Annotated in this window: 15 protein-coding genes; 7 read left to right on the top strand and 8 right to left on the bottom strand. The window is 41.2% G+C overall.

What is annotated here, in order from left to right; translation table 11 throughout:
• Positions 1-11 precede the first annotated feature (11 nt).
• On the bottom strand, positions 12-1,115 hold the full coding sequence (locus tag NLF99_RS14705; protein WP_254529169.1) for a ThiF family adenylyltransferase: 1,104 nt from the start codon (positions 1,113-1,115) through the stop codon (positions 12-14).
• Between the two features lie 5 nt (positions 1,116-1,120).
• Positions 1,121-1,933, bottom strand: a complete 813-nt coding sequence (locus NLF99_RS14700) for a hypothetical protein (RefSeq protein ID WP_185211703.1) — start codon at positions 1,931-1,933, stop codon at positions 1,121-1,123.
• Positions 1,934-2,681: 748 nt separating this feature from the next.
• On the opposite strand from NLF99_RS14700, the gene NLF99_RS14695 reads away from it, so the two are divergent.
• The 4 genes from NLF99_RS14695 (at position 2,682) to NLF99_RS14680 (ending at position 5,355) form a co-directional block, all read left to right on the top strand.
• Positions 2,682-3,899: a PAS domain S-box protein gene (locus NLF99_RS14695; protein WP_254529168.1), complete on the top strand. Its 1,218-nt coding sequence runs from the start codon at positions 2,682-2,684 to the stop codon at positions 3,897-3,899.
• Entirely contained in the window at positions 3,883-4,185 is a 303-nt protein-coding gene (locus NLF99_RS14690; RefSeq protein WP_254529166.1) for a hypothetical protein, read from the top strand. Before NLF99_RS14695 ends, NLF99_RS14690 begins: the two co-directional genes overlap by 17 nt.
• Before the next feature lie 9 nt (positions 4,186-4,194).
• Positions 4,195-4,602 (top strand): response regulator, encoded by a 408-nt coding sequence (locus NLF99_RS14685; RefSeq protein ID WP_185217047.1) that lies wholly within the window; start codon positions 4,195-4,197, stop codon positions 4,600-4,602.
• A 174-nt stretch (positions 4,603-4,776) separates the two neighbouring features.
• A complete protein-coding gene (locus NLF99_RS14680) occupies positions 4,777-5,355 on the top strand; it encodes a helix-turn-helix transcriptional regulator (RefSeq protein ID WP_254529164.1) in 579 nt (192 codons plus the stop codon).
• 52 nt (positions 5,356-5,407) lie between these two features.
• On the opposite strand, the gene NLF99_RS14675 is transcribed toward NLF99_RS14680, so the two are convergent.
• The 6 genes from NLF99_RS14675 to NLF99_RS14650 form a co-directional block, all read right to left on the bottom strand.
• Positions 5,408-6,844, bottom strand: coding sequence for a c-type cytochrome domain-containing protein (locus tag NLF99_RS14675; protein WP_254529162.1), 1,437 nt, complete (start codon positions 6,842-6,844; stop codon positions 5,408-5,410).
• The gene (locus tag NLF99_RS14670) at positions 6,841-7,728 is read right to left on the bottom strand and encodes a sugar phosphate isomerase/epimerase (RefSeq protein WP_254529160.1); all 888 of its coding nucleotides are present in this window, start codon (positions 7,726-7,728) and stop codon (positions 6,841-6,843) included. The genes NLF99_RS14675 and NLF99_RS14670 overlap by 4 nt, the downstream gene beginning before the upstream one ends.
• A 7-nt stretch (positions 7,729-7,735) precedes the next feature.
• Positions 7,736-9,235, bottom strand: coding sequence for a DUF1501 domain-containing protein (locus NLF99_RS14665; protein ID WP_254529159.1), 1,500 nt, complete (start codon positions 9,233-9,235; stop codon positions 7,736-7,738).
• A 4-nt stretch (positions 9,236-9,239) separates the two neighbouring features.
• On the bottom strand, positions 9,240-11,996 hold the full coding sequence (locus NLF99_RS14660; protein ID WP_254529158.1) for a DUF1553 domain-containing protein: 2,757 nt from the start codon (positions 11,994-11,996) through the stop codon (positions 9,240-9,242).
• Between the two features lie 321 nt (positions 11,997-12,317).
• Positions 12,318-13,109: a trans-aconitate 2-methyltransferase gene (locus NLF99_RS14655; RefSeq protein ID WP_254529157.1), complete on the bottom strand. Its 792-nt coding sequence runs from the start codon at positions 13,107-13,109 to the stop codon at positions 12,318-12,320.
• Positions 13,110-13,201: 92 nt separating this feature from the next.
• Complete coding sequence (locus NLF99_RS14650; RefSeq protein WP_254529156.1) at positions 13,202-14,227, bottom strand: hypothetical protein; 1,026 nt, start codon at positions 14,225-14,227, stop codon at positions 13,202-13,204.
• A 164-nt stretch (positions 14,228-14,391) separates the two neighbouring features.
• On the opposite strand from NLF99_RS14650, the gene NLF99_RS14645 reads away from it, so the two are divergent.
• The 3 genes from NLF99_RS14645 to NLF99_RS14640 all read left to right on the top strand — a co-directional run bounded on the left by NLF99_RS14645 (position 14,392) and on the right by NLF99_RS14640 (position 19,188).
• The gene (locus NLF99_RS14645) at positions 14,392-14,715 is read left to right on the top strand and encodes a DUF6660 family protein (protein WP_185211694.1); all 324 of its coding nucleotides are present in this window, start codon (positions 14,392-14,394) and stop codon (positions 14,713-14,715) included.
• A gap of 113 nt (positions 14,716-14,828) precedes the next feature.
• Complete coding sequence (locus tag NLF99_RS19825; RefSeq protein ID WP_308214541.1) at positions 14,829-15,128, top strand: efflux RND transporter permease subunit; 300 nt, start codon at positions 14,829-14,831, stop codon at positions 15,126-15,128.
• Positions 15,010-19,188, top strand: a complete 4,179-nt coding sequence (locus NLF99_RS14640) for a CusA/CzcA family heavy metal efflux RND transporter (RefSeq protein ID WP_368041471.1) — start codon at positions 15,010-15,012, stop codon at positions 19,186-19,188. Before NLF99_RS19825 ends, NLF99_RS14640 begins: the two co-directional genes overlap by 119 nt.
• Positions 19,189-19,192: the final 4 nt, after the last annotated feature.

The raw sequence follows: 19,192 nt of genomic DNA, 5'->3' as shown, positions 1-19,192 counted from the left end.
TCGCTGATGTGTTAATTAACAGGGTTTGCACTTAATATTTTCTCCAAATCCACGTAATACCTTCCAGATTTCAGATCTTGACCGAGCAGAAGTTTTCGCGAAGCCCAAGCAGAAATACCACCGCCCAACACGACTTCGGAAGCCAATTGTGGCCAAGATTTCAGGGATTTACCCAGTTCAGGAAGCGATTGTTTCATCCTTTCAGATAGCTCTTTGGCATTGACAATCTTCATCAACAGCCCCATCCGCTCATTCTTGTCCAAAGCTTGGATTTCATCAACCGTTATATCACCAACAAGTCCATGGAATATTTTCAGTTCAGGAAATACATCAAACCTTTCTATGTCCAGCATTGCTCGGTCATTGGTTTCCATAATTACCGGAATTCCTAGCTCTTTAGCGCGGATCCTGCTTTCGACCTTCACCTCAAAATTATCACAGACCTCGATCAGCAAGTCCAGTTTTTGACTCCCCAGAAGAAATTCTTGATAATTCTCCTCATGGATCCCTTCGGGATATATCTCCACTTCCAGATAGGGATCGATTTCTGCAATTTCCCTTGCTGCCAGGACAACCTTGGGAATCCCCAAGCTGAACACTGGTGCTCTTAACCTATTCAAATTGCTAAGATCCAGATCGTCAAAATCGGCAAGCTTTAACTTGCCACAACCTCTTTCCATAGCAATGGTAATAGCCACAGATTGACCAACTGAAAGTCCGATAATACCAATTGTCTTATTCGACAGAAGCTCCTGCTCTGCTTTTGATATTTTAAGTTGATTGCGGTTTGTTCTTACTTCGATAAATTCTTCACGTTCCAAAACGTGCACTAAGGTTTTTCTCCACGGATAATAAACCCAGGCACCCAACTCTTCCATAGGTCGTTGATTACTGATTAAACCAACAAATTGCAGAAATTGTTCTTCGTTTGTAGAAAAAGTAGGATTTCGGCAAATAAAAAGATCCCTTAACTGCCGTTCGAATTGATCATGCACAAATACGATTTCCTGTTTATCCAGCAATTCTTGGATGGCCACTGCATCCGCAGGTTTGGATTTGTCAAAAAATATAGGTTTGTATAAATAGTTGTTTTTGGTAGCGTGATTGTCTTGCATAGTTTTTATAGAATTACAATATCGTCGGGACTCTTACCATCATCAATAGACCTTGGTCCATTTGCCATATTGATAATTTTTTGAAGGTCCCAACCTTGCAGGTTATTAAGGCTTAGATCGTAATGGATTTCAATCTCCTTGGATCGGAGGACCTCTATCCGAGGACCTACAGCCATATCCCGCAGGGCAAGAATGGCATTACGATCTTCTTCGGAGGCTGTAGGAACATTAAGTACATCATCCAAAACCATCGTTGTGGCCAAGAGATCTAATTTCGGGTAATAAAATGTACCGTTATTTCCTACTCCAAATTCTTGTCGATAACCTACTGCTTTTGTAAGATTGATGGTATAGGGTGCGCAAAGTGCAAATAAGGTTTTCAGTCCGATCCGAGGTGCGATGGCAATTGCCGCTCGGGTAAGGAAAATACTTCCGATTCCATAGCCAGCAATTTCACGGGAGTTCCATAGTCCACAGCCTTCCCCTGTTCCCTCTTGAGCGTATGACCAGACAAGGTCAAATATTTTGGGATCCATCATTCCGGTGGCTTCTTCGATTGGAAGAGGTTGAGTACCACCAGCAACATGTATACGCGCCCCACCATAAACGTTTGCACCATCTAGAGATTCTACAATTAAAACAAAAGATGCGGGATTAAACATCCATTCGTCCTTGGATGAGGTTACTTTTTTAACACCTATAGAGGTTAGCACGTGTTCATGCCCTTTGATAAATCGTAAACATGTTTCAGGGTCATCTATCGCTCTAAACGCCCTTAATCTGACAACAGGTCTACCATTTTTTAAAATTAATGTCACTTTTCTGTCGGCTATATTTAATAAATAAAATAAAATTTATTTTAAAGCTAATATTACCTAATGTTGACTAAATGCCAATCTGCATAATAGTTAATTTCTGGACAATATTGGCTTTATTAAAACCAATTTTGTTAATTGAAAAATTACCTTAATTCTATAGATATCAATTGAACAAAAGATTGCCCACTGATAAACTTGGTTTGGTTTTTCCATGCTTGAACAAACTGAATTAATGAATTTTTGCGTCGCAAAGGTAGCATGATATTGGATTGAAAAAAGACATATTTTAAATTGATTAGTTAATTATATTAAACCTATTTTAATATCTTATATCCAAGAAATATTTTAGCATCCTACTTTCGCACAATAATCCATTTTGCCATGCACTAATTTCAATCTCTTCCTGGTCTTTCGATTACAGATTTTTAAATAAAAATATTTACAAAACCTCTAATTAAGAACGAATTACCATTATTCAGATTTATTAATTGAATTTATTAATAGTAAGTGTTACAGTACAAATAAGTACTTAGGTTAACAGGAGCAAGTTAGCACTTTTTTTAATTTTATTTAATAAATTTTTAACCATCCTGTATCGATTTTAAGAAATTTTCATTAAAATAGGAACAGAAATTTCTTTATCTTTACATCATTTCAAGAATGAATATTCTTGCAGGCCGTAAAGTATTAACAGAAAGCACTATCTATTTATCATTTTCAGCCCTTCAAGCTGACCATTATTTTCAATATGGAACTTCCCTTAGTGTCTGATGAATTAAAGCAATTGAAACAAAAACTGGAAGATTTTGACTCCTTAGTATCCTCTATAGATGATATTATATTTGAAATCAGGGATGATGGTGTCATATTGAACTGTTGGACATCTACCCCGGAACAGCTCTTCTATGAAAAGGAATTTATTGTCAATAAATCCATTGCTGATCTTTTCCCACAAGAATTTTCCGAAACCCTCACATATATCCTGAACAAATCCTTCAAGAGAAGGACTGGCTACGTGTTGAAATACAAATCGCCCTATGATTCAAATCCCGACCAATGGTTTAAGTTGAAGACCAAGATCATCAATAATAAAACTGATCGGTTGACAGTGGTGGTGACCAATATTACCAGAGAACAAAGGCTGGAAGCCGAGATGCAGATCAAGGAGGAGAAATTCAATCGTGCTTTCAAGAATTCTTCTATCGGTATGCTGCTGTTGAACCGTTCGCTGAAGGTCATGGAATACAACCAAGAACTGCAAAGCATATTGGGCTATACCATTGCTGAGGAAATGTTGGAAAAACCCATATCAGAGTTCATCCATGAAGAATCACTCGATTTGGTGACAACAGCCACAAAACAGGTGAAGTCTGGTGAAATGGAAAAAGCCATTATAGAAGCCCGTTGTATTGCCAAAGAAGATAAATCTTTTTATTGCCTGATCAATATTTCATCTGTTCGCGATATGACTGGAAAATTAGTCTATTTCCTTTGTCAGATACAAGATCTATCGCTTTTCAAGAACAATGAGATTAAGCTTAACCAACAGAACGAACTCTTGGAAAAAAGGAACTACGAACTGAAAGTTCGAGTAAATCAATTAGAAGCTTACAATCAGATCCTAACGCATAACCTCAGGACCCCGATCAGTAATATCAACATGATCATCGAGCAATTGAGTCTTGAAACTGATGAACATGAGAAGCAAGTCCTGACCAAATTATTGAAAAAGAGCAATTTCAAATTCCTAAAACTGTTCGATAAACTGATTGAAACAGTGGAAATACAAAATTCTAACGACTCTCTTTTCAAGACCTCAAATATGGACGAAATATATCAAAATTTGACCAATCAGTTTCAGTCCAAAATCGACAGTAAAGAACTTCAGTTGGATTGCCATTTTGAAATAATAGAAATTGCCTTCCCCCGCTATCTATATCTACAATATCATGCATTATCTGATTAATGAAAGCCTGAAACTGAATTCTTCCGGAAAGAAAGTCACGATAAAAATTTGGACAGAAAGAAAGGAAGATTTTATTGTGATAAAAATTGAAAACGACTGTGAATCACAACGTTGTTTTGGGATTGAAAAAGATCTGGAATCAACAGATGAGGATATTGATGAAAACTCATTATTGGATCTGCATTTAGCTAAACAACAGATCTTAAATTTCGGCGGAAATATCAATATCTCTAGGAATGTTGACTTCGGAAATCAGGTAACCATAAACTTACCCTTAGCAAATTAACGTTTTACCATGAAGGAAACATTGAGGATAACTCTTGTGGATGATGATTCTATTTTCTGTTTTCTATTCAAGAAATTCCTTGAAAAGTACGACAAAAAACAGATTGAACTGAGCATCTTCCCTGATGGATATACTGCAGCTGAGTTTTTCAGAAAGAACAAATCCAACAAAGAAAGTTATCCCCATGTCTTGTTTATAGACATCAATATGCCCTTAATGAATGGCTGGGAATTGATGACGAGCATACAAGAAGAAAACCTATTCGAAGATCAAGAGGTAAGCATCTTTATTATTAGCTCTTCTATCTGTAAATCAGACCGATATAAAAGCAATAACGGTAATCAATACATTGAGTACCTGACTAAGCCCATTTCCCATCAAACTCTTTTTCAAGTTTTGGATAGCTTACAATCCTAAATAACCCGACAATTTTTAAAGTGCTGAAAAATCAGCATTAGGACGAAAGTACTTTTAAGGAAAGTGTTAATTTTCTACTACCATTTTGTTTCGAACAAAGAAAATAAAATAAAAAAATAACAATTTTACTTAATAAGTTTAACTTTACTTGAATCATTTTAATTAAAACAAACAATGCAAGGCAATACTATTTTCAAAATAAGTAGTAAGATCAAGGAAATCAGAAAAAACAAGGGTATTACGATCCAAGAGCTTGCGAACAAGGCTGGAGTGAGCAAAGGGCTAATTTCACAGATTGAAAACAATAGGACTATACCTTCACTTCCGGTATTAATCAATATCATCAGCTCTCTTGAAATTGACATGAACCAGTTTTTTGAGGATTTCTCAGGTCCCAAGGAACCAGGTCCAGTCATTCTACTCAAAAAAGAAAACTATTCTTCGTTAATATTGGAGAAAGGATCAGGTTCTCTATACAAAAGAATTACCGATCAAGATCTAGGAGAAAGCAATATGAGTGTTGTTTTGTTAGAATTAGATCCTTACAAAGAAGAATCCATAGTGCAACAGGATGCCTACATTTTTAAGCATATTATCAATGGGAAAGCAGCGATACATTTAAGAAATCAGGTAATAGAACTAGAAACTGGTGATTCCATATTTCTTGATGGAAATATGATTCGTTCCACAAAAAATGAAAATGACGAGAAATGCATTATCTTGATCACCTATTTCTTTCCTAGTAAATCTTAGTCATTAATTTCCATTAAACCCAAAACAGGTATGTCCTATCGTTCTTTTGGGTTTAATATTGTATGGTATCAGACTCAAGAAACGGTAATTCATAGTTACCGGTGTCTAACCTGGAATTCCCATTCCCCTTTAAGTTATCTGCATTTAATTTAACTCCACTTTGGAAGGCATAGATGTCCTTCAGTGACTTGATCGAGCTGAGCTGTTGCACTCCCTTTTCGGTAACCTTTGTTCCTACGATATTGAGATAGGCCAACTGTGGAGCAGACTTCAAGATTTCCATTCCTTTGTCGGTAACTCCGGTATGTTCCAAATGCAGACGGACCAGGTTTGGCAATGAAGTCAAAAGTTTCATGCCTTGATCCGTTACTTTGGTATGCCCAAGTTTCAACTGTACAATATTTTCTTTGATATGCATCAGATCTTCAATATCCTTATCGTTGAGCTCTGGATAATTAATGGCATTGATTGTCACATAGTTGTTTTCCGTAGCTACCGGAAGGACCTTTATCCCTTTAGCCTGCCAAGCCTCCAATCGTTCTTCTGGAAGGTCTGGAGCTTCTGGTAGGTTGGCATACAACATTGGTGATTCAGTGGGTTCAGCCGGACTTTCCAGCTTTTTAAGGATTGCTGCTATTTCCTGCCCTTGATCCACTTGCTTTACCTTTTTATCAAAAGCCAGTCCGCTATCAATCCACCAAGCAATTAGCTTGATCTGATCGTTTGTAATAGGTTTCCTACCTTTTGGTGGCATCCTATCCTCATGGCCTTCTGGTAAGATAAGTCGCCTATAGAGTTCACTTTTATCCTTGTTCCCTGCTTCCAACAAAGATCCTGATTCACCGCCTTTCAGTAGGCTTTCCTTGTTATGTAAGGAGAATTCACCTTCCTGTTTCTTTTCACCATGGCAACTCTGGCACCTAGCCTTTAGTATAGGTTGGATGACCTGTCCATAGACTTCAGCTTCCTGAACGTTCTCCAGTACCATAATCTCTTCCTCCTTGTCCTCGATGCCCAATGCGGCTTTTATATCCGAAGGAATTGCATCCTTGATATAACCTTTACCATGGGTTAATGTCCCACCAAAATGACCTGTAAATCCCAATAGAACGACCATCAGCAACAGGATCACAAAACGTTGAGCCTTCAACTTTCCCAGAATCCCCTGCGCTGTATTTCCGTCACGGTAGAGCCAATAGCTCAGCAAAGACAATAGGGCAACTGAGATCCCTAGCCATTGGTGGAAATCTAGGACATCATCCTCATAGCCTCCATCCTTGGACAGCAAGAACCCCGTAACCGCAGCCAATACAGCAGCAAAAGCCCCCAACAATAGCGAAAACCTAATCGCTGAACCATACTCAACAGTTTTCTTGACCTTTTCGAAAGCTGCCATTGCAAAGGCTAGCACAAGCATTCCGATTGGCAGATGGACTAGGATTGGGTGGAAACGACCGAAAAAGGAGGCCAATTCTTCTAGAAACTTCATAAGGAGCTATATCTTTTCTTCAGGAGATCCAACATAAATTTATTTACAGACCATTGATCGGCAACAGGTTGTTGGGTATAAGGCAAGGTGGGCAAATAACCCGATGGACCAAATTCCATGCACATGGTCAGCGTAGACTTACCTTGCTTTTTATGCCGATCAACGATGGCATCCCACCATGCCAAGTGTTGGTCCAGGGCAGCTTTCCATTCAGGGGCTGCCGGATCGTTCACCTGAGCGCCCTGCTGATGCCCAACTCGTGTATGGATATGTCCGGTTCTCGAAAGGGCAAGTTCCACTGCCTCTTTTTGGTCCGAAAGCAAGGATTCATGGACGACACACCAATGGGATATATCCAAGGCTAGGGTCAATTCAGGTATCTTTTCAAGATATTCTTTGGTAATATTAGCTGCAAAACTGAACCGTCCACGATGCGTCTCATGGTAAATCGGTATTCCTGATTGCTTGCTCATCCCATAGGCAAGCAAGATCAGCTTCTTGTTTTCCTCAAAACTGTAATACTCTTTTCCTGTATGGCAATTGATATAATCCGGCTTTAGTTTAATAGCTTCCTTGAGGTTATTCTCAAAACTGCCCATATAGGCTGTAAAGTCACTTCCACCCCCTCCAGCGAGCAGCCCCAAGGAAAGTCCATTTTCCTTCAGCGCTTTTAGCATAGCAGTCCTTTCAGCCTGCCCACTTGGCAACCAAGTCTCCACGCCATCATATCCAGCCGCCTTCACTTTCTTACAGAAGTCGGCCCAGCTATCAGTCATGCCCCAGTTTGTACAATAATATTTGATGGTCGGTCCCTTTTCCGTCTGTGCAAACAGAAAATTCATTTGACAGACCAGAATGATCAATAGCCTAAAAAGGTTCTTCATATATTGTTTAGATAATATCTTTGATTACGGTCCCTTCCACATCGGTCAGCCTAAACGGCCGTCCTTGGAATTCATAGGTAAACTTTTCATGGTCAAACCCTAGCAAATGCAGCATGGTCGCATGTACATCATGTACTGAAGATCTTCCACTAATTCCCGTAAACCCAATTTCATCCGTTTCACCATAGCTGACCCCATTGCGGATACCACCACCGGCCATCCAGATAGTATAAGCATCGGTATGGTGGTCACGTCCAAGGAAAGGCATATCGTTGTTGTCACGGTTTTCCTGCATCGGGGTCCTTCCGAACTCGCCACCCCAAACTACCAAGGTCTCTTCCAGCAAACCACGTTGCTTGAGGTCCATGATGAGTGCAGTCATCGGGCGGTCAATCTCGCGGCATTTGTTGCGAAAGCCGAGGTCAATGGAATCAGAAGGATTGGTACCATGGCTATCCCAGCCCCAATCGAAGAGCTGAACGAACCGAACCCCCTTCTCCACGAGCTTACGTGCCAGCAGACAGTTATTCGCAAAAGACTCCTGCCCTGGTTTAGTGCCATAGAGTTCGTGTATATATTCCGGTTCATTGTTGATGTCCATCACCTCAGGAACTGCTACCTGCATTTTATAGGCCATCTCATATTGTGCTATCCTGGACAGGGTCTCAGGATCTTTGAACGTTTCGTACTCCTCCTTGTTCACCTGATTGATGGCATCTATGGCGTTCCGCTTGAGGTCGCGGTCCATCCCTTCCGGATCGGCAATATAGAGCACCGGGTCACCTTTAGACCTACACTGCACCCCTTGGTACACTGAAGGCAGGAAGCCACTGCCCCAAACACTTTTCCCCGCATCTGGAGTCTTCCCCCCAGAAGTCAGCACTACAAATCCCGGCAAATTGCTGTTCTCCGAACCCAGGCCATAGGTTACCCAAGAGCCGATGCTCGGACGTCCTAATCGGGCACTTCCGGTATGCATGAACAATTGGGCCGGACCGTGATTAAACTGGTCGGTATGTACAGCCTTCAGGAAACTCACCTCGTCGACCACCCTGCTAAAGTGTGGGAGATGATCCGAAACCCAAGCTCCGCTCTGTCCATATTGCTTAAAAGTTGCCTGCGGCCCCAACATTTTGGGAACACCACGGATAAAAGCGAAGGTCTTACCCGCTAACAAAGATTCTGGGCAAGGTTGGTTATGAAGTTTCTGCAAAGCAGGTTTATAATCAAAAAGCTCCAATTGGGACGGCGCTCCGGCCATATGAAGATAGATTACGTTCTTGGCCTTTCCGGCAAAGTGAGGGGCCCGGGGCAGCAAAGGATTCAAGGAATTGAGGTCAATGCCTTCAGCATTTGCAGAATTTCCAGAACGCATACAACTTGCCATCATTCCCCCAAGGGCGATGCTTCCAATCCCAGCAACACATTTCTTAAGGAAATGTCGCCTAGTCTCTGCCTGCAACTGCCTATGGTAGGCCTCTTTCATTAGCTTATCAAAGTCTTTCATGTCCTTAAGATTTAGTCAAAAATTCATCTAGGTTCAACAGAGCGTTCGCTACCAAGGTATATGCAGCATCACTGATCAGCTCTTTACTGTTAGGCGAAACATGGTCCTTGCCCATGAACTTTTCCGCCTCAGCTGGTCGCTTTTCAAAATTATCATAGGCTTGCGCATAGAGTTTCTCTAGTGCAGCCAATTTATCGGCGGAGAGATCCCTGAACATCGTATGCCGGTATCCAGCCGCTATCCCTGATTTCAGGTCTCCATTAGATTCTTTTTTCATAATTGCGGCGAGGTTCTTCGCTGCCTCTATATAAACCGGGTCGTTCAATGTCGTCAATGCTTGGAGCGGAGTATTCGTCCTGATTCTGTCCACGAGACAGACTTCCCTACTCGATGCATCAAAGGAAATAAAGGAAGGATAAGGACTGGTCCGTTTCAGGAAGGTATAGATTCCTCTTCTGAATTGGTCTTCACCCTCACTTTTCTTCCAGGCTTCGCCACTGTACACCGACATCCAAACTCCATCTGGTTGATGCGGCATCACGCTTGGTCCAAACATCTTGCCACTCAGCAACCCACTTACCGTCAGCGCTTGGTCACGGATCTGTTCTGCAGAAAGTCTAAAACGTGGACCTCTTGCCAAGTAATAGTTCTCCGGATCCTTTTTGGCATCCTTGCTATCCAGGCTGGATGACTGTCTATAGGTTGAGGAAAGAACGATATCCTTGACCAAGGACTTCATGCTCCATTCCTTTTCATGCATCAGATCCAAGGCAAGGTAATCCAGCAATTCCCTATGGATCGGTGGATTGCTCTGGGTTCCCATATCCCCCAATGGTTCTACCAACCCTCTACCGAACAGCTGCGCCCATACCCGGTTTACCAGCGTCCTTGCCGTCAGCGGATTATCTTTGGCAACCAACCACTGTGCAAAGCCCAATCGGTTGTTGGGAGCTCCTTTCGGAAATGGGTTCAATGCTTCCGGTACTTTGGGCTCCACCACATCCCCCGGCGCCAAACGGTTTCCACGTTCAAATATCTTGGTGGTCCTTTTCATGTCCTCAGGGTTCTCGATCATGATCGGAACACTGGAAGGATTAGTATTGACCAATTGCAATATACTTTTTTGAATATGCTCCGCACCAGGCGCCTTCATGTCAGGAAATGGCTCCCGAAAAGCCAACCATTCCACCATGCACACCGGTTCATCCTTCCCTAATTTGGGATTGGTAAATACCAGGTAAAGATCATGTCGGCCTTGGGTAGCGGCTATCGGAGCCTGTATCACCTGTCTTCCCTGTGTACTTGGAAGCTCAATACTGGCGATGGATTCTCCAGCTAAACTGTCCTTACGGATTTCCAGCCTTCCACCTGTATTTCCAGTCCAATAGTTCAGGTAGATCAACTTCTTTCCATCCAGTTGGATGTTCCTCATTCTGGCATTTCCACCACTACGCACCCCTAACCATTTAGTATCGTATAGAGCGGCATTGTTCAGTTGATCTGTATAATGAGCATGTATCTTAGGTTCAAGGCTTTTTAAGAAAAGGTCCGTCGAATGCAGCAGCTTCTCATTGCCATATTGGGTCAACCAAGTCTTGATGCTATCAATTTTATGTTGCTCCTGTTCGCCATAAAAACGCAGTCTCGGATGATCCCCTTCGGTATCTTCATCTCGCGTATTGTTAAAAAAGGCGACGGATTTATAATATTCCTCAAATTTGAAGGGATCATAGGTATGGCTATGGCATTGCACACATTCAAAGGTCGTACTCAACCAAACCTGATAGGTTGTATTTACACGGTCCAGGACCGCAGCAACCCTAAACTCCTCACTGTCTGTACCACCCTCATCATTATTCATGGTATTCCTGTGGAATGCCGTAGCAATCAGTTGGTCCTTGCTAGGTTCAGGCAACAGGTCTCCGGCAAGCTGTTCTATACTGAACTGATCATAGGGCATGTCCTTGTTGAAGGCTCGGATCACCCAGTCCCTATACTCCCAGATCTGCCTGGACATATCCTTTTCATAGCCTTTGGTATCAGCATATCTGGCCATATCGAGCCACCAGGAGGCCCATTTCTCGCCATACTGCTGCGAATTGAGCAAGCTATCCACCCTTATTTCGTAGGCGTCGTCGCGATTATCATTTTTAAAGGCTTCTACCTCCTCAAGGCTTGGCGGAACACCGACCAGGTCCAGATAAACCCTTCTCAAAAGAGTTTCTCGGGCAGCTTCTTCCGAAGAAGAAAGTCCCTGATCATCCAATTTATCTTTAATGAAATAGTCTATGTTATTGTTAATCCCTTTTGGCTTGAAACCAAAAAGGGAGGCGAATGAAAAGGATTTAGGAACCTCCACTTCTTCAGGCAGCTCATATGCCCAATGCTTGCCCCATTTAGCCCCTTGGTCTATCCATTTACGCAGGATATCGATTTCACTGTCATCCAATTTTGCGGCATTGTAGGGCATGCGCAATTCAGGATCCTCTTCGGTCAGGCGTTTGATCATGTTACTGTGCTCGGCATCACCGCGGATGATTGCGGGCTCACCTGACTTCGCATTGGCAAAGGCTTCCTCTTCGAAAAGAAAACTCAGGTCGCCATTTTTTTTCACCCCACCATGGCATGAAATACAATGCTTGTTCAGGATGGGCTTAACATCTTTGCTGAAATCCACTTCTTCACTGTTATGTACAGTAAAAAAACCGACGGTCAACACCAGAACAGCCAAAGCAGAAAAAACCAATATTTTTCTTCTCATTGCAGATTTATATTACGCTTAGTTATAGGTTTATTGCGTTCATACATAGCCCATAAGCAGGATTATGTATCCATACGTAAAATTAGCATAGAATGTATACACAATCTTACTCAAGATTGATGGATACTAAGCTTTTTTTAACTCGGTATTTATATTTTATAATAAAATACAAATACTTATGTATGGTTAGGTTTATAAATAAAACACGTTGAATAAGTTATTTATCTAATAAATCTACTAAAAAAAATGATATTGGAATTGTATAAATTTTGAGACTGAAAAGTCTAAAGGAACCTTTAGACTTGAAATATATGTATAGACTTACTCTATCTTTTGCCCTCGCACCTCTTTCAGCATCATTTGCATCGCTTGGGCATCACTGCTGATCCAATTTTGATAGTCCAAAATTGCTTTCTGTCTTAATTCTTCCGTAACATACTGTTCTTCAACAAGCTGCTTTGAACTGGCTACTTTGATCCAGATCCCCAATTTATCTTCAAAATCATCTTGATCTTTCAGATAGGTCTCATTGGACTCCCGGACTTCAATGTTCCTTAATCCATTCTCATTGAAAATTATGGGCAAGCATTCCGCCATGCGGTTATTCATTCCATTATCTGATCTCCACTTCAACCATGAACTGTAATAGTTGGCCATGCTTTCCGGGATTTTAGGGTTCCACTCAATGTCTTCATGGATATAGTCCAAAACAGAAAGTATCCCATTAGGTTTCAGGAATGTTATCATTTGTCTAATGGCTTCATTTGGTTTGGATAACCATTGTAATGTCCTGGCAGAAACAACCAAATCAAATTTTTCTGTATTTGAATAATCAAAAATATCGGCATGTACTAATTTAAGGTTGTCCAGCTCTGCATAATTCCGCTTCCCAGATTCAATAAAATCACGGGTATTGTCTATACCGATCACTTTTCCAGTGGGTCCTACCAGTTCTGCGATGCCCTTACTAATCGCTCCTGTACCGCAGCCTACATCCAAAACCGACATTCCGGGCTTTATTATTCCCATGATGCTGTGGTAATCTTTTTGTACGGTCCGGCTATCAAAAATCTTATCTGCTGCTTGCTCTGAACGATCGACGAATTTCTGCATAATTTCATTTAATTTAGGCTCTGTAAATTATGAATTATCCAGATTATTATGGTATAATTTTATTGAAAAAATAAAGGTTGAAAATTCACAGGCTACATCAAGGACTTGTTAAAATACTCAATACCAGTTGCATTATACAATCTCTTGTAAAGCAGGGCATGCTTCACTAATTTCGCATGGTCTGAAAACCTTTTCCATTTCTTGAACTTATTTTTCCAAGTAAAATTCTGCTGCATATTGAGTAACTCCACAGCCATGTTCTGTGAATTAAGGTTCTCAACAGCAATGTTTCGCAATTCTTGACCATGCTGCGGATTATATTTCTCCAGTTCCCGGATCAGGTCCTTCTCCGTATATTTTCTATTTAAATAGCGACCGGAGCAATTATTCTTCACATATTTCCAGAAATTTCTAGGTCTAAGGTATCCATCGGCCTTATTTCCATTATATCCCCGATTATCATAGATTAAACAGGGCCTTCCACAAGCCATGGCGTCATAGATGGATCTTCCCACCCCCACAACCAAGTCCGCTTTATTGATCTGTTTCTCTATATTGAGAGTTGGGTTAACATGTTTATTAAAAGACTTGAATTCCAAACCTTTATCCTCACAAACCTTTTGCAATAGTTTATTAGCTTTCTCACTTTGACATAAAGAGAGAACACTTTCCAATTCATCATTGGGAGCCACTATGGACTTTTTCTTGTTGACATCGATGCCATTAAGAATGATGGAATTAGGATATCCTAATTCTACTAAATGATCTGAAACTTCCTCAGATATCCCTACATGATAATCTGCCAATGGCGATGGCTGTTCCAGATCAGGAATGATGCCATGGCAGACTTGAAGAATGGGCGCTTGACCATAAAGCTCTTTCACGGTGGTATTATGGTTAGCAATGACCAAGTCATACTTTTTCTTGGACATAAAGGAAACCTGAAGTTCCTCTTCAATTTTTTGAGAGACCGCTCCTTTATCGAAAGTGAAATACTCCACTTCTATACCTTCCATATTTTTTAGGGCCTTGATCAGATCGTAAGTATACGCTTCGGATCCCCCAATATGATCCAAATGATGTGTTCCAATTAAGATTTTTTGGGGAATATTTCCCATAGTGATGTATTTATTAATAGATAGCCAAAAAAGGCGGTAGATTAATTAAAAAACGAGATTGCTTGGGATTCGATACTTATTAATCGCAACTTTCTTGTTACATTAAGCCTTATTTATTGATTATCACTAATTTCCCAATCATTAGATTCTATATATTTGCAGTAATGAGATTCGCTTCTATCATATTAATGGTTTATGTCATGGTCCTTACCTTGATACCATGCAGTGATCGCATGACGGAATCTCATGCCCATCTCCATAGCTCAACTGAAAAATCAACCCATCAGGAACAACATGACTGCTCCAAAGACAGCTGTACACCTTTCTGTACCTGTTCATGCTGCGGAATTTCCTTAACGGTTGCGAGTTTTCATATGTTAAAGCTTGAAAAACCAATTGAATCCTATTCCAACATAGATTTAACAGAAAAAGAATACCCACTAGTCAGCAATGACCAGGAAAACATTTGGCAACCCCCTCAGGTTTAATATTCAATCTTTATGTTATTTCAGAATTTTTGATTCTGGAAGAAAACCTATTGGATAGAGCAAGTTATGCCTATATCCTAAAAACGTAAAATGTTGAATTTAAAGCCATTCATGTGCTAGATCAAATCATAAAATTTAGTATCAAGAATAAGATCATTATTGGTATAATGACCTTGGTCTTGATAGTTTGGGGAGTATGGTCAGCTACCAAATTACCCATTGATGCCGTTCCTGACATCACTAACAATCAGGTTCAGATATTCACCAGTACGCCAACACTTGCAGGACAGGAAGTTGAACGACTTGTTACTTTCCCAATCGAGCAGAGCATTGCCAATATTCCAGATATTGAGGAAATCCGATCTATTTCTCGGTTTGGCCTTTCTGTCATTACTCATTACTGTAGTCTTTAAAGAGGATGTAGACATCTATTTCGCGCGGCAACTGATTAATCAAAGGCTCATCGAAGCCACCGAAGACATACCCAAAAACATAGGTAATCCGGAAATGGCCCCAGTCTCCACCGGACTAGGTGAAGTCTACCAGTACATTATTCACCCGAAAAAAGGAAGTGAAAGCAAATACAGCTCCATGGATTTGCGGGAGATGCAGGATTGGATAGTAGCCCGTCAACTTTATGGTACTCCTGGAGTGGCCGAAGTAAACAGCTTTGGCGGTCAACTGAAACAGTATGAAGTAGCCGTTCACCCCGATCAATTGCGCGCCATGGGTGTCAGCATCCCTGATATTTTCGATGCTCTTGAAAAAAACAACCAAAATACGGGTGGCGCATATATAGACAAAAAACCCAACGCTTATTTTATCAGAGGAATTGGATTAGTAAGTTCTTTGGAAGATGTCGGTAATATCGCTGTAAAAACAGATGGTATTGTACCTATCTTCATCAAGGATGTAGCAGATGTAAGACTAGGATCAGCGGTTCGTTACGGAGCATTGACTTACAATGGAGAGGTTGATGCAGTGGGCGGTGTGGTGATGATGCTGAAAGGCGAGAACAGTAATGACGTCGTCAACCGTATCAAGGAAAAGTTACCTACCATCCAGAATTCATTACCTGAGGATATAGTAATAGAACCATATTTAGATCGTACCGACCTTATTGGCAGAGCCATTGGAACCGTAGAGCAAAATCTGATCGAAGGTGCCTTGATTGTTATTTTTGTCTTGGTCCTCTTTTTAGGTAATCTCCGGGCGGGATTGATAGTCGCCTCGGCCATTCCTCTCTCTTTGTTATTCGCCTTGGGGATGATGAACGTGTTTGGGGTCAGTGCAAACTTAATGAGTCTAGGGGCGATTGACTTCGGTCTTATCGTAGACGGGGCAGTCATTGTGGTGGAGGCAACTTTGCACCATTTAGGATTAAGGAAATCCACCCACAGACTTAGCCAAAAGGAAATGGACCAGGAGGTTTTCGATTCAGCCTCCAAGATCAGGACCCAAGCCGCTTTTGGGGAAATCATTATCCTTATTGTATATATTCCAATCTTAACATTAGTGGGCGTAGAAGGGAAAATGTTTTCACCGATGGCGAAAACGGTTGGTTTTGCCATATTCGGTGCTTTAATCCTTTCCCTAACCTATATCCCAATGATGTGTGCCCTTTTTCTTCCAAGGAAAGGTCATGACAAAAAGACTTTCAGCGATAAATTCATTGAAAAATTACATCAGCTATATGCGCCTTTATTGGATAAAGCGATACGCGTAAAATATATCATTGTATCCATTGCGGTCGCCATATTCCTGTTTACCATCTTTGTTTTCAACAGAATGGGTGGAGAATTTATTCCACAGCTCCAGGAAGGAGATTATGCCTTTCACTGTATCCTCCCTCCCGGCACCTCATTGAGTCAAAGTATAGAAACCTCCATGCAAGCATCTAGGATTATCAAGGAGTTTGAAGAGGTAAAAATGGTGGTGGGAAAGACCGGTGCTGCCGAAGTGCCCACTGACCCTATGCCACCAGAAGCTACCGATATCATGGTGATATTAAATCCACAAAATGAATGGAAATCAGGCAGGTCCTACGAAGAACTCGGCAATGCCATTATGGAAAAGCTACAGGTCATTCCAGGGGTTTTCTTTGAAAAGAACCAGCCTATCCAAATGCGCTTCAATGAATTGATGACGGGTATCCGTCAGGATGTAGCCGTGAAAATCTTTGGTGAGAACCTAGATACCTTGCTTAACTATGCTAACATGGTAAATGCAATAATCCAAACCGTTCCCGGAACAACAGCACCACAGGTGGAACAAGTGACCGGACTTCCTCAAATCAATATTCAATACGACCGGGTGAGAATGGCCAATTATGGTTTGGCCGTTGAAGATGTCAATGATGTGGTCAGTACCGCATTCGCAGGAAAAAGCAGTGGAATGGTATATGAAAATGAACGGAGATTTGACTTGGTGGTGCGTCTGCATGACGAACATAGGAACAATATAGAAGATGTGAGCCAACTCTTGATCCCAACACAAAACCATCAACAGATCCCACTTTCTCAAGTCGCTAAGATTGATTTTACCGTCGGACCCGCTCAGATCAGTCGTGAAGAAGGTAAAAGAAGGATTGTTATAGGTTTCAACGTTGCTGGAAGAGATGTTCAATCTGTCGTCGAAGAAATACAAGATAAGTTAGGTACCCAGGTCAAGCTGCCATCGGGTTATTATTTTACGTATGGAGGCCAATTTGAAAACCTTCAACAGGCCAGTTCCAGACTGATGATTGCAGTACCTATTTCCCTTTTCCTGATCTTCCTGTTACTATATTTCACGTTCCATTCCTTCAAGCAGGCAACATTGATATTTACAGCCATTCCAATGAGTGCCATCGGCGGGGTGTTTGCCCTGCTGATCCGGGATATGCCATTTAGTATCAGTGCTGGAGTTGGTTTTATTGCCCTTTTCGGTGTCGCCGTACTGAATGGTATTGTATTGATAGGAAAGTTTAATCAGCTTGAAAAAGAAGGAATGACCGATATCATACAGCGTGTAAAGGTAGGGACTGAAATCAGGTTACGACCTGTATTGATGACGGCTACTGTGGCCTCTTTGGGATTTTTGCCAATGGCCATAAGTACTAGTGCCGGTGCAGAAGTTCAGAAACCCCTCGCCACGGTGGTTATCGGTGGATTAGTCACTGCAACGATCCTGACACTCTTTGTCCTTCCTTTGTTATATATTATTTTCAATTCTAAAATCAAGGTAAAACCTATGGATATGAAAACGACGATTAGCATATTTATCCTTGGCTTTTTAGGTCTATCGACTGCAAATGCCCAGCAAAAGGTCAATATGGATCAGGCTATTCAAATTGCTGTGGACAACAATAAAGGATTAAAGGCCAACGACCTTGAAATCCGAGCTGCAGAGAGCCTCCTCAGAACAAGTGGAGAACTCCCTAAAACAGACCTGAATTTTCAATATGGCCAAAACGATGGCTTTGAACAGAACGATGCCATTTCCATCTCCCAGACCATCCCCTTCCCTACACTTTTTAAATCTAGGAAAGCTTTGATAACCGAGCAGGTGAAGGCCAAACAGGTAGAAAAATCTGTAGGAATAAACCAATTAAAACAACAGGTCCGTACCTACTTTTTGCAGATAGCTTACCTAGAGAACAATGAAAGGGAACTTAAATCATTGGATAGTATCTATAGGGATTTTATTCGGATTGCAGAAGTGCGATATAATGCTGGTGACACCAAAAAGGTGGATATCAATACTGCACAGGCTAAACAAGGGGAAATCAACTTGTTATATAAGCAAAATGAAACCTTGATGAAAAACGACTATAACAGTCTAAAGAATCTGATGCAGGTTTCAGAGGATTTCGAAGTTGAAACGGATGAAATATTTGAACCTATCCGACTTTCAGAGATAACCGATACGTCAAAAATAGCCGATCATCCACAAATCCAGGCCCTTTACCAACAGGCACGGATAGCGGAATCAAGTAAACAGGTGGAGAAGTCCTCAGGATTGCCCGATTTTAATATTGGATATACCAATGCCTCTTTAATGGGCATGCATGAAAGGAATGGGATTGAAAAGTATTATGGCCGTGGCCAAAGGTTCAATTCTTTTGATGTAGGCATTGCCATCCCTTTAACCTACGGAACCACAAAGGCCAAGATCAGGTCCCTAGACTTTGAAAAACAGGCCGCAGAGATGGCCGCAGAATGGGAAAAGCAAAAACTCCAGAACGAATACAGCAACCTGATGAATCAATATGAACAGAACCTAGCTCAGTTCAATTATTTCAAGGACAATGCCTTGCCAAATGCAAGAGAGATCATCAATGCCGCAAAACTAGGTTATTCAGCAGGAGATATTTCCTATGTAGAATATCTTTTTGCCCTTCAGACCACGACAGATATCTATTTGAATTATTTAAAAAGCATTCAAAGTGTCAATGAATCTGTCATTTCAATTTATTCAATTATCAATCAATAGGCTT

It is taken from the genome of Sphingobacterium sp. LZ11T8, assembly GCF_024261425.1.
GTDB lineage: Bacteria > Bacteroidota > Bacteroidia > Sphingobacteriales > Sphingobacteriaceae > Sphingobacterium.
The sequence above is the reverse complement of the archived record's forward strand: the minus strand, read 5'-3'. Positions and strand labels throughout refer to the sequence as shown.

Coding starts and splice junctions, on each gene's coding strand:
- NLF99_RS14705 (WP_254529169.1), bottom strand. CDS start 1,115: ATGCAAGACAATCACGCTACCAAAAACAACTATTTATACAAACCTATA.
- NLF99_RS14695 (WP_254529168.1), top strand. CDS start 2,682: ATGGAACTTCCCTTAGTGTCTGATGAATTAAAGCAATTGAAACAAAAA.
- NLF99_RS14690 (WP_254529166.1), top strand. CDS start 3,883: ATGCATTATCTGATTAATGAAAGCCTGAAACTGAATTCTTCCGGAAAG.
- NLF99_RS14685 (WP_185217047.1), top strand. CDS start 4,195: ATGAAGGAAACATTGAGGATAACTCTTGTGGATGATGATTCTATTTTC.
- NLF99_RS14680 (WP_254529164.1), top strand. CDS start 4,777: ATGCAAGGCAATACTATTTTCAAAATAAGTAGTAAGATCAAGGAAATC.
- NLF99_RS14675 (WP_254529162.1), bottom strand. CDS start 6,844: ATGAAGTTTCTAGAAGAATTGGCCTCCTTTTTCGGTCGTTTCCACCCA.
- NLF99_RS14670 (WP_254529160.1), bottom strand. CDS start 7,728: ATGAAGAACCTTTTTAGGCTATTGATCATTCTGGTCTGTCAAATGAAT.
- NLF99_RS14665 (WP_254529159.1), bottom strand. CDS start 9,235: ATGAAAGACTTTGATAAGCTAATGAAAGAGGCCTACCATAGGCAGTTG.
- NLF99_RS14660 (WP_254529158.1), bottom strand. CDS start 11,996: ATGAGAAGAAAAATATTGGTTTTTTCTGCTTTGGCTGTTCTGGTGTTG.
- NLF99_RS14655 (WP_254529157.1), bottom strand. CDS start 13,109: ATGCAGAAATTCGTCGATCGTTCAGAGCAAGCAGCAGATAAGATTTTT.
- NLF99_RS14650 (WP_254529156.1), bottom strand. CDS start 14,227: ATGGGAAATATTCCCCAAAAAATCTTAATTGGAACACATCATTTGGAT.
- NLF99_RS14645 (WP_185211694.1), top strand. CDS start 14,392: ATGAGATTCGCTTCTATCATATTAATGGTTTATGTCATGGTCCTTACC.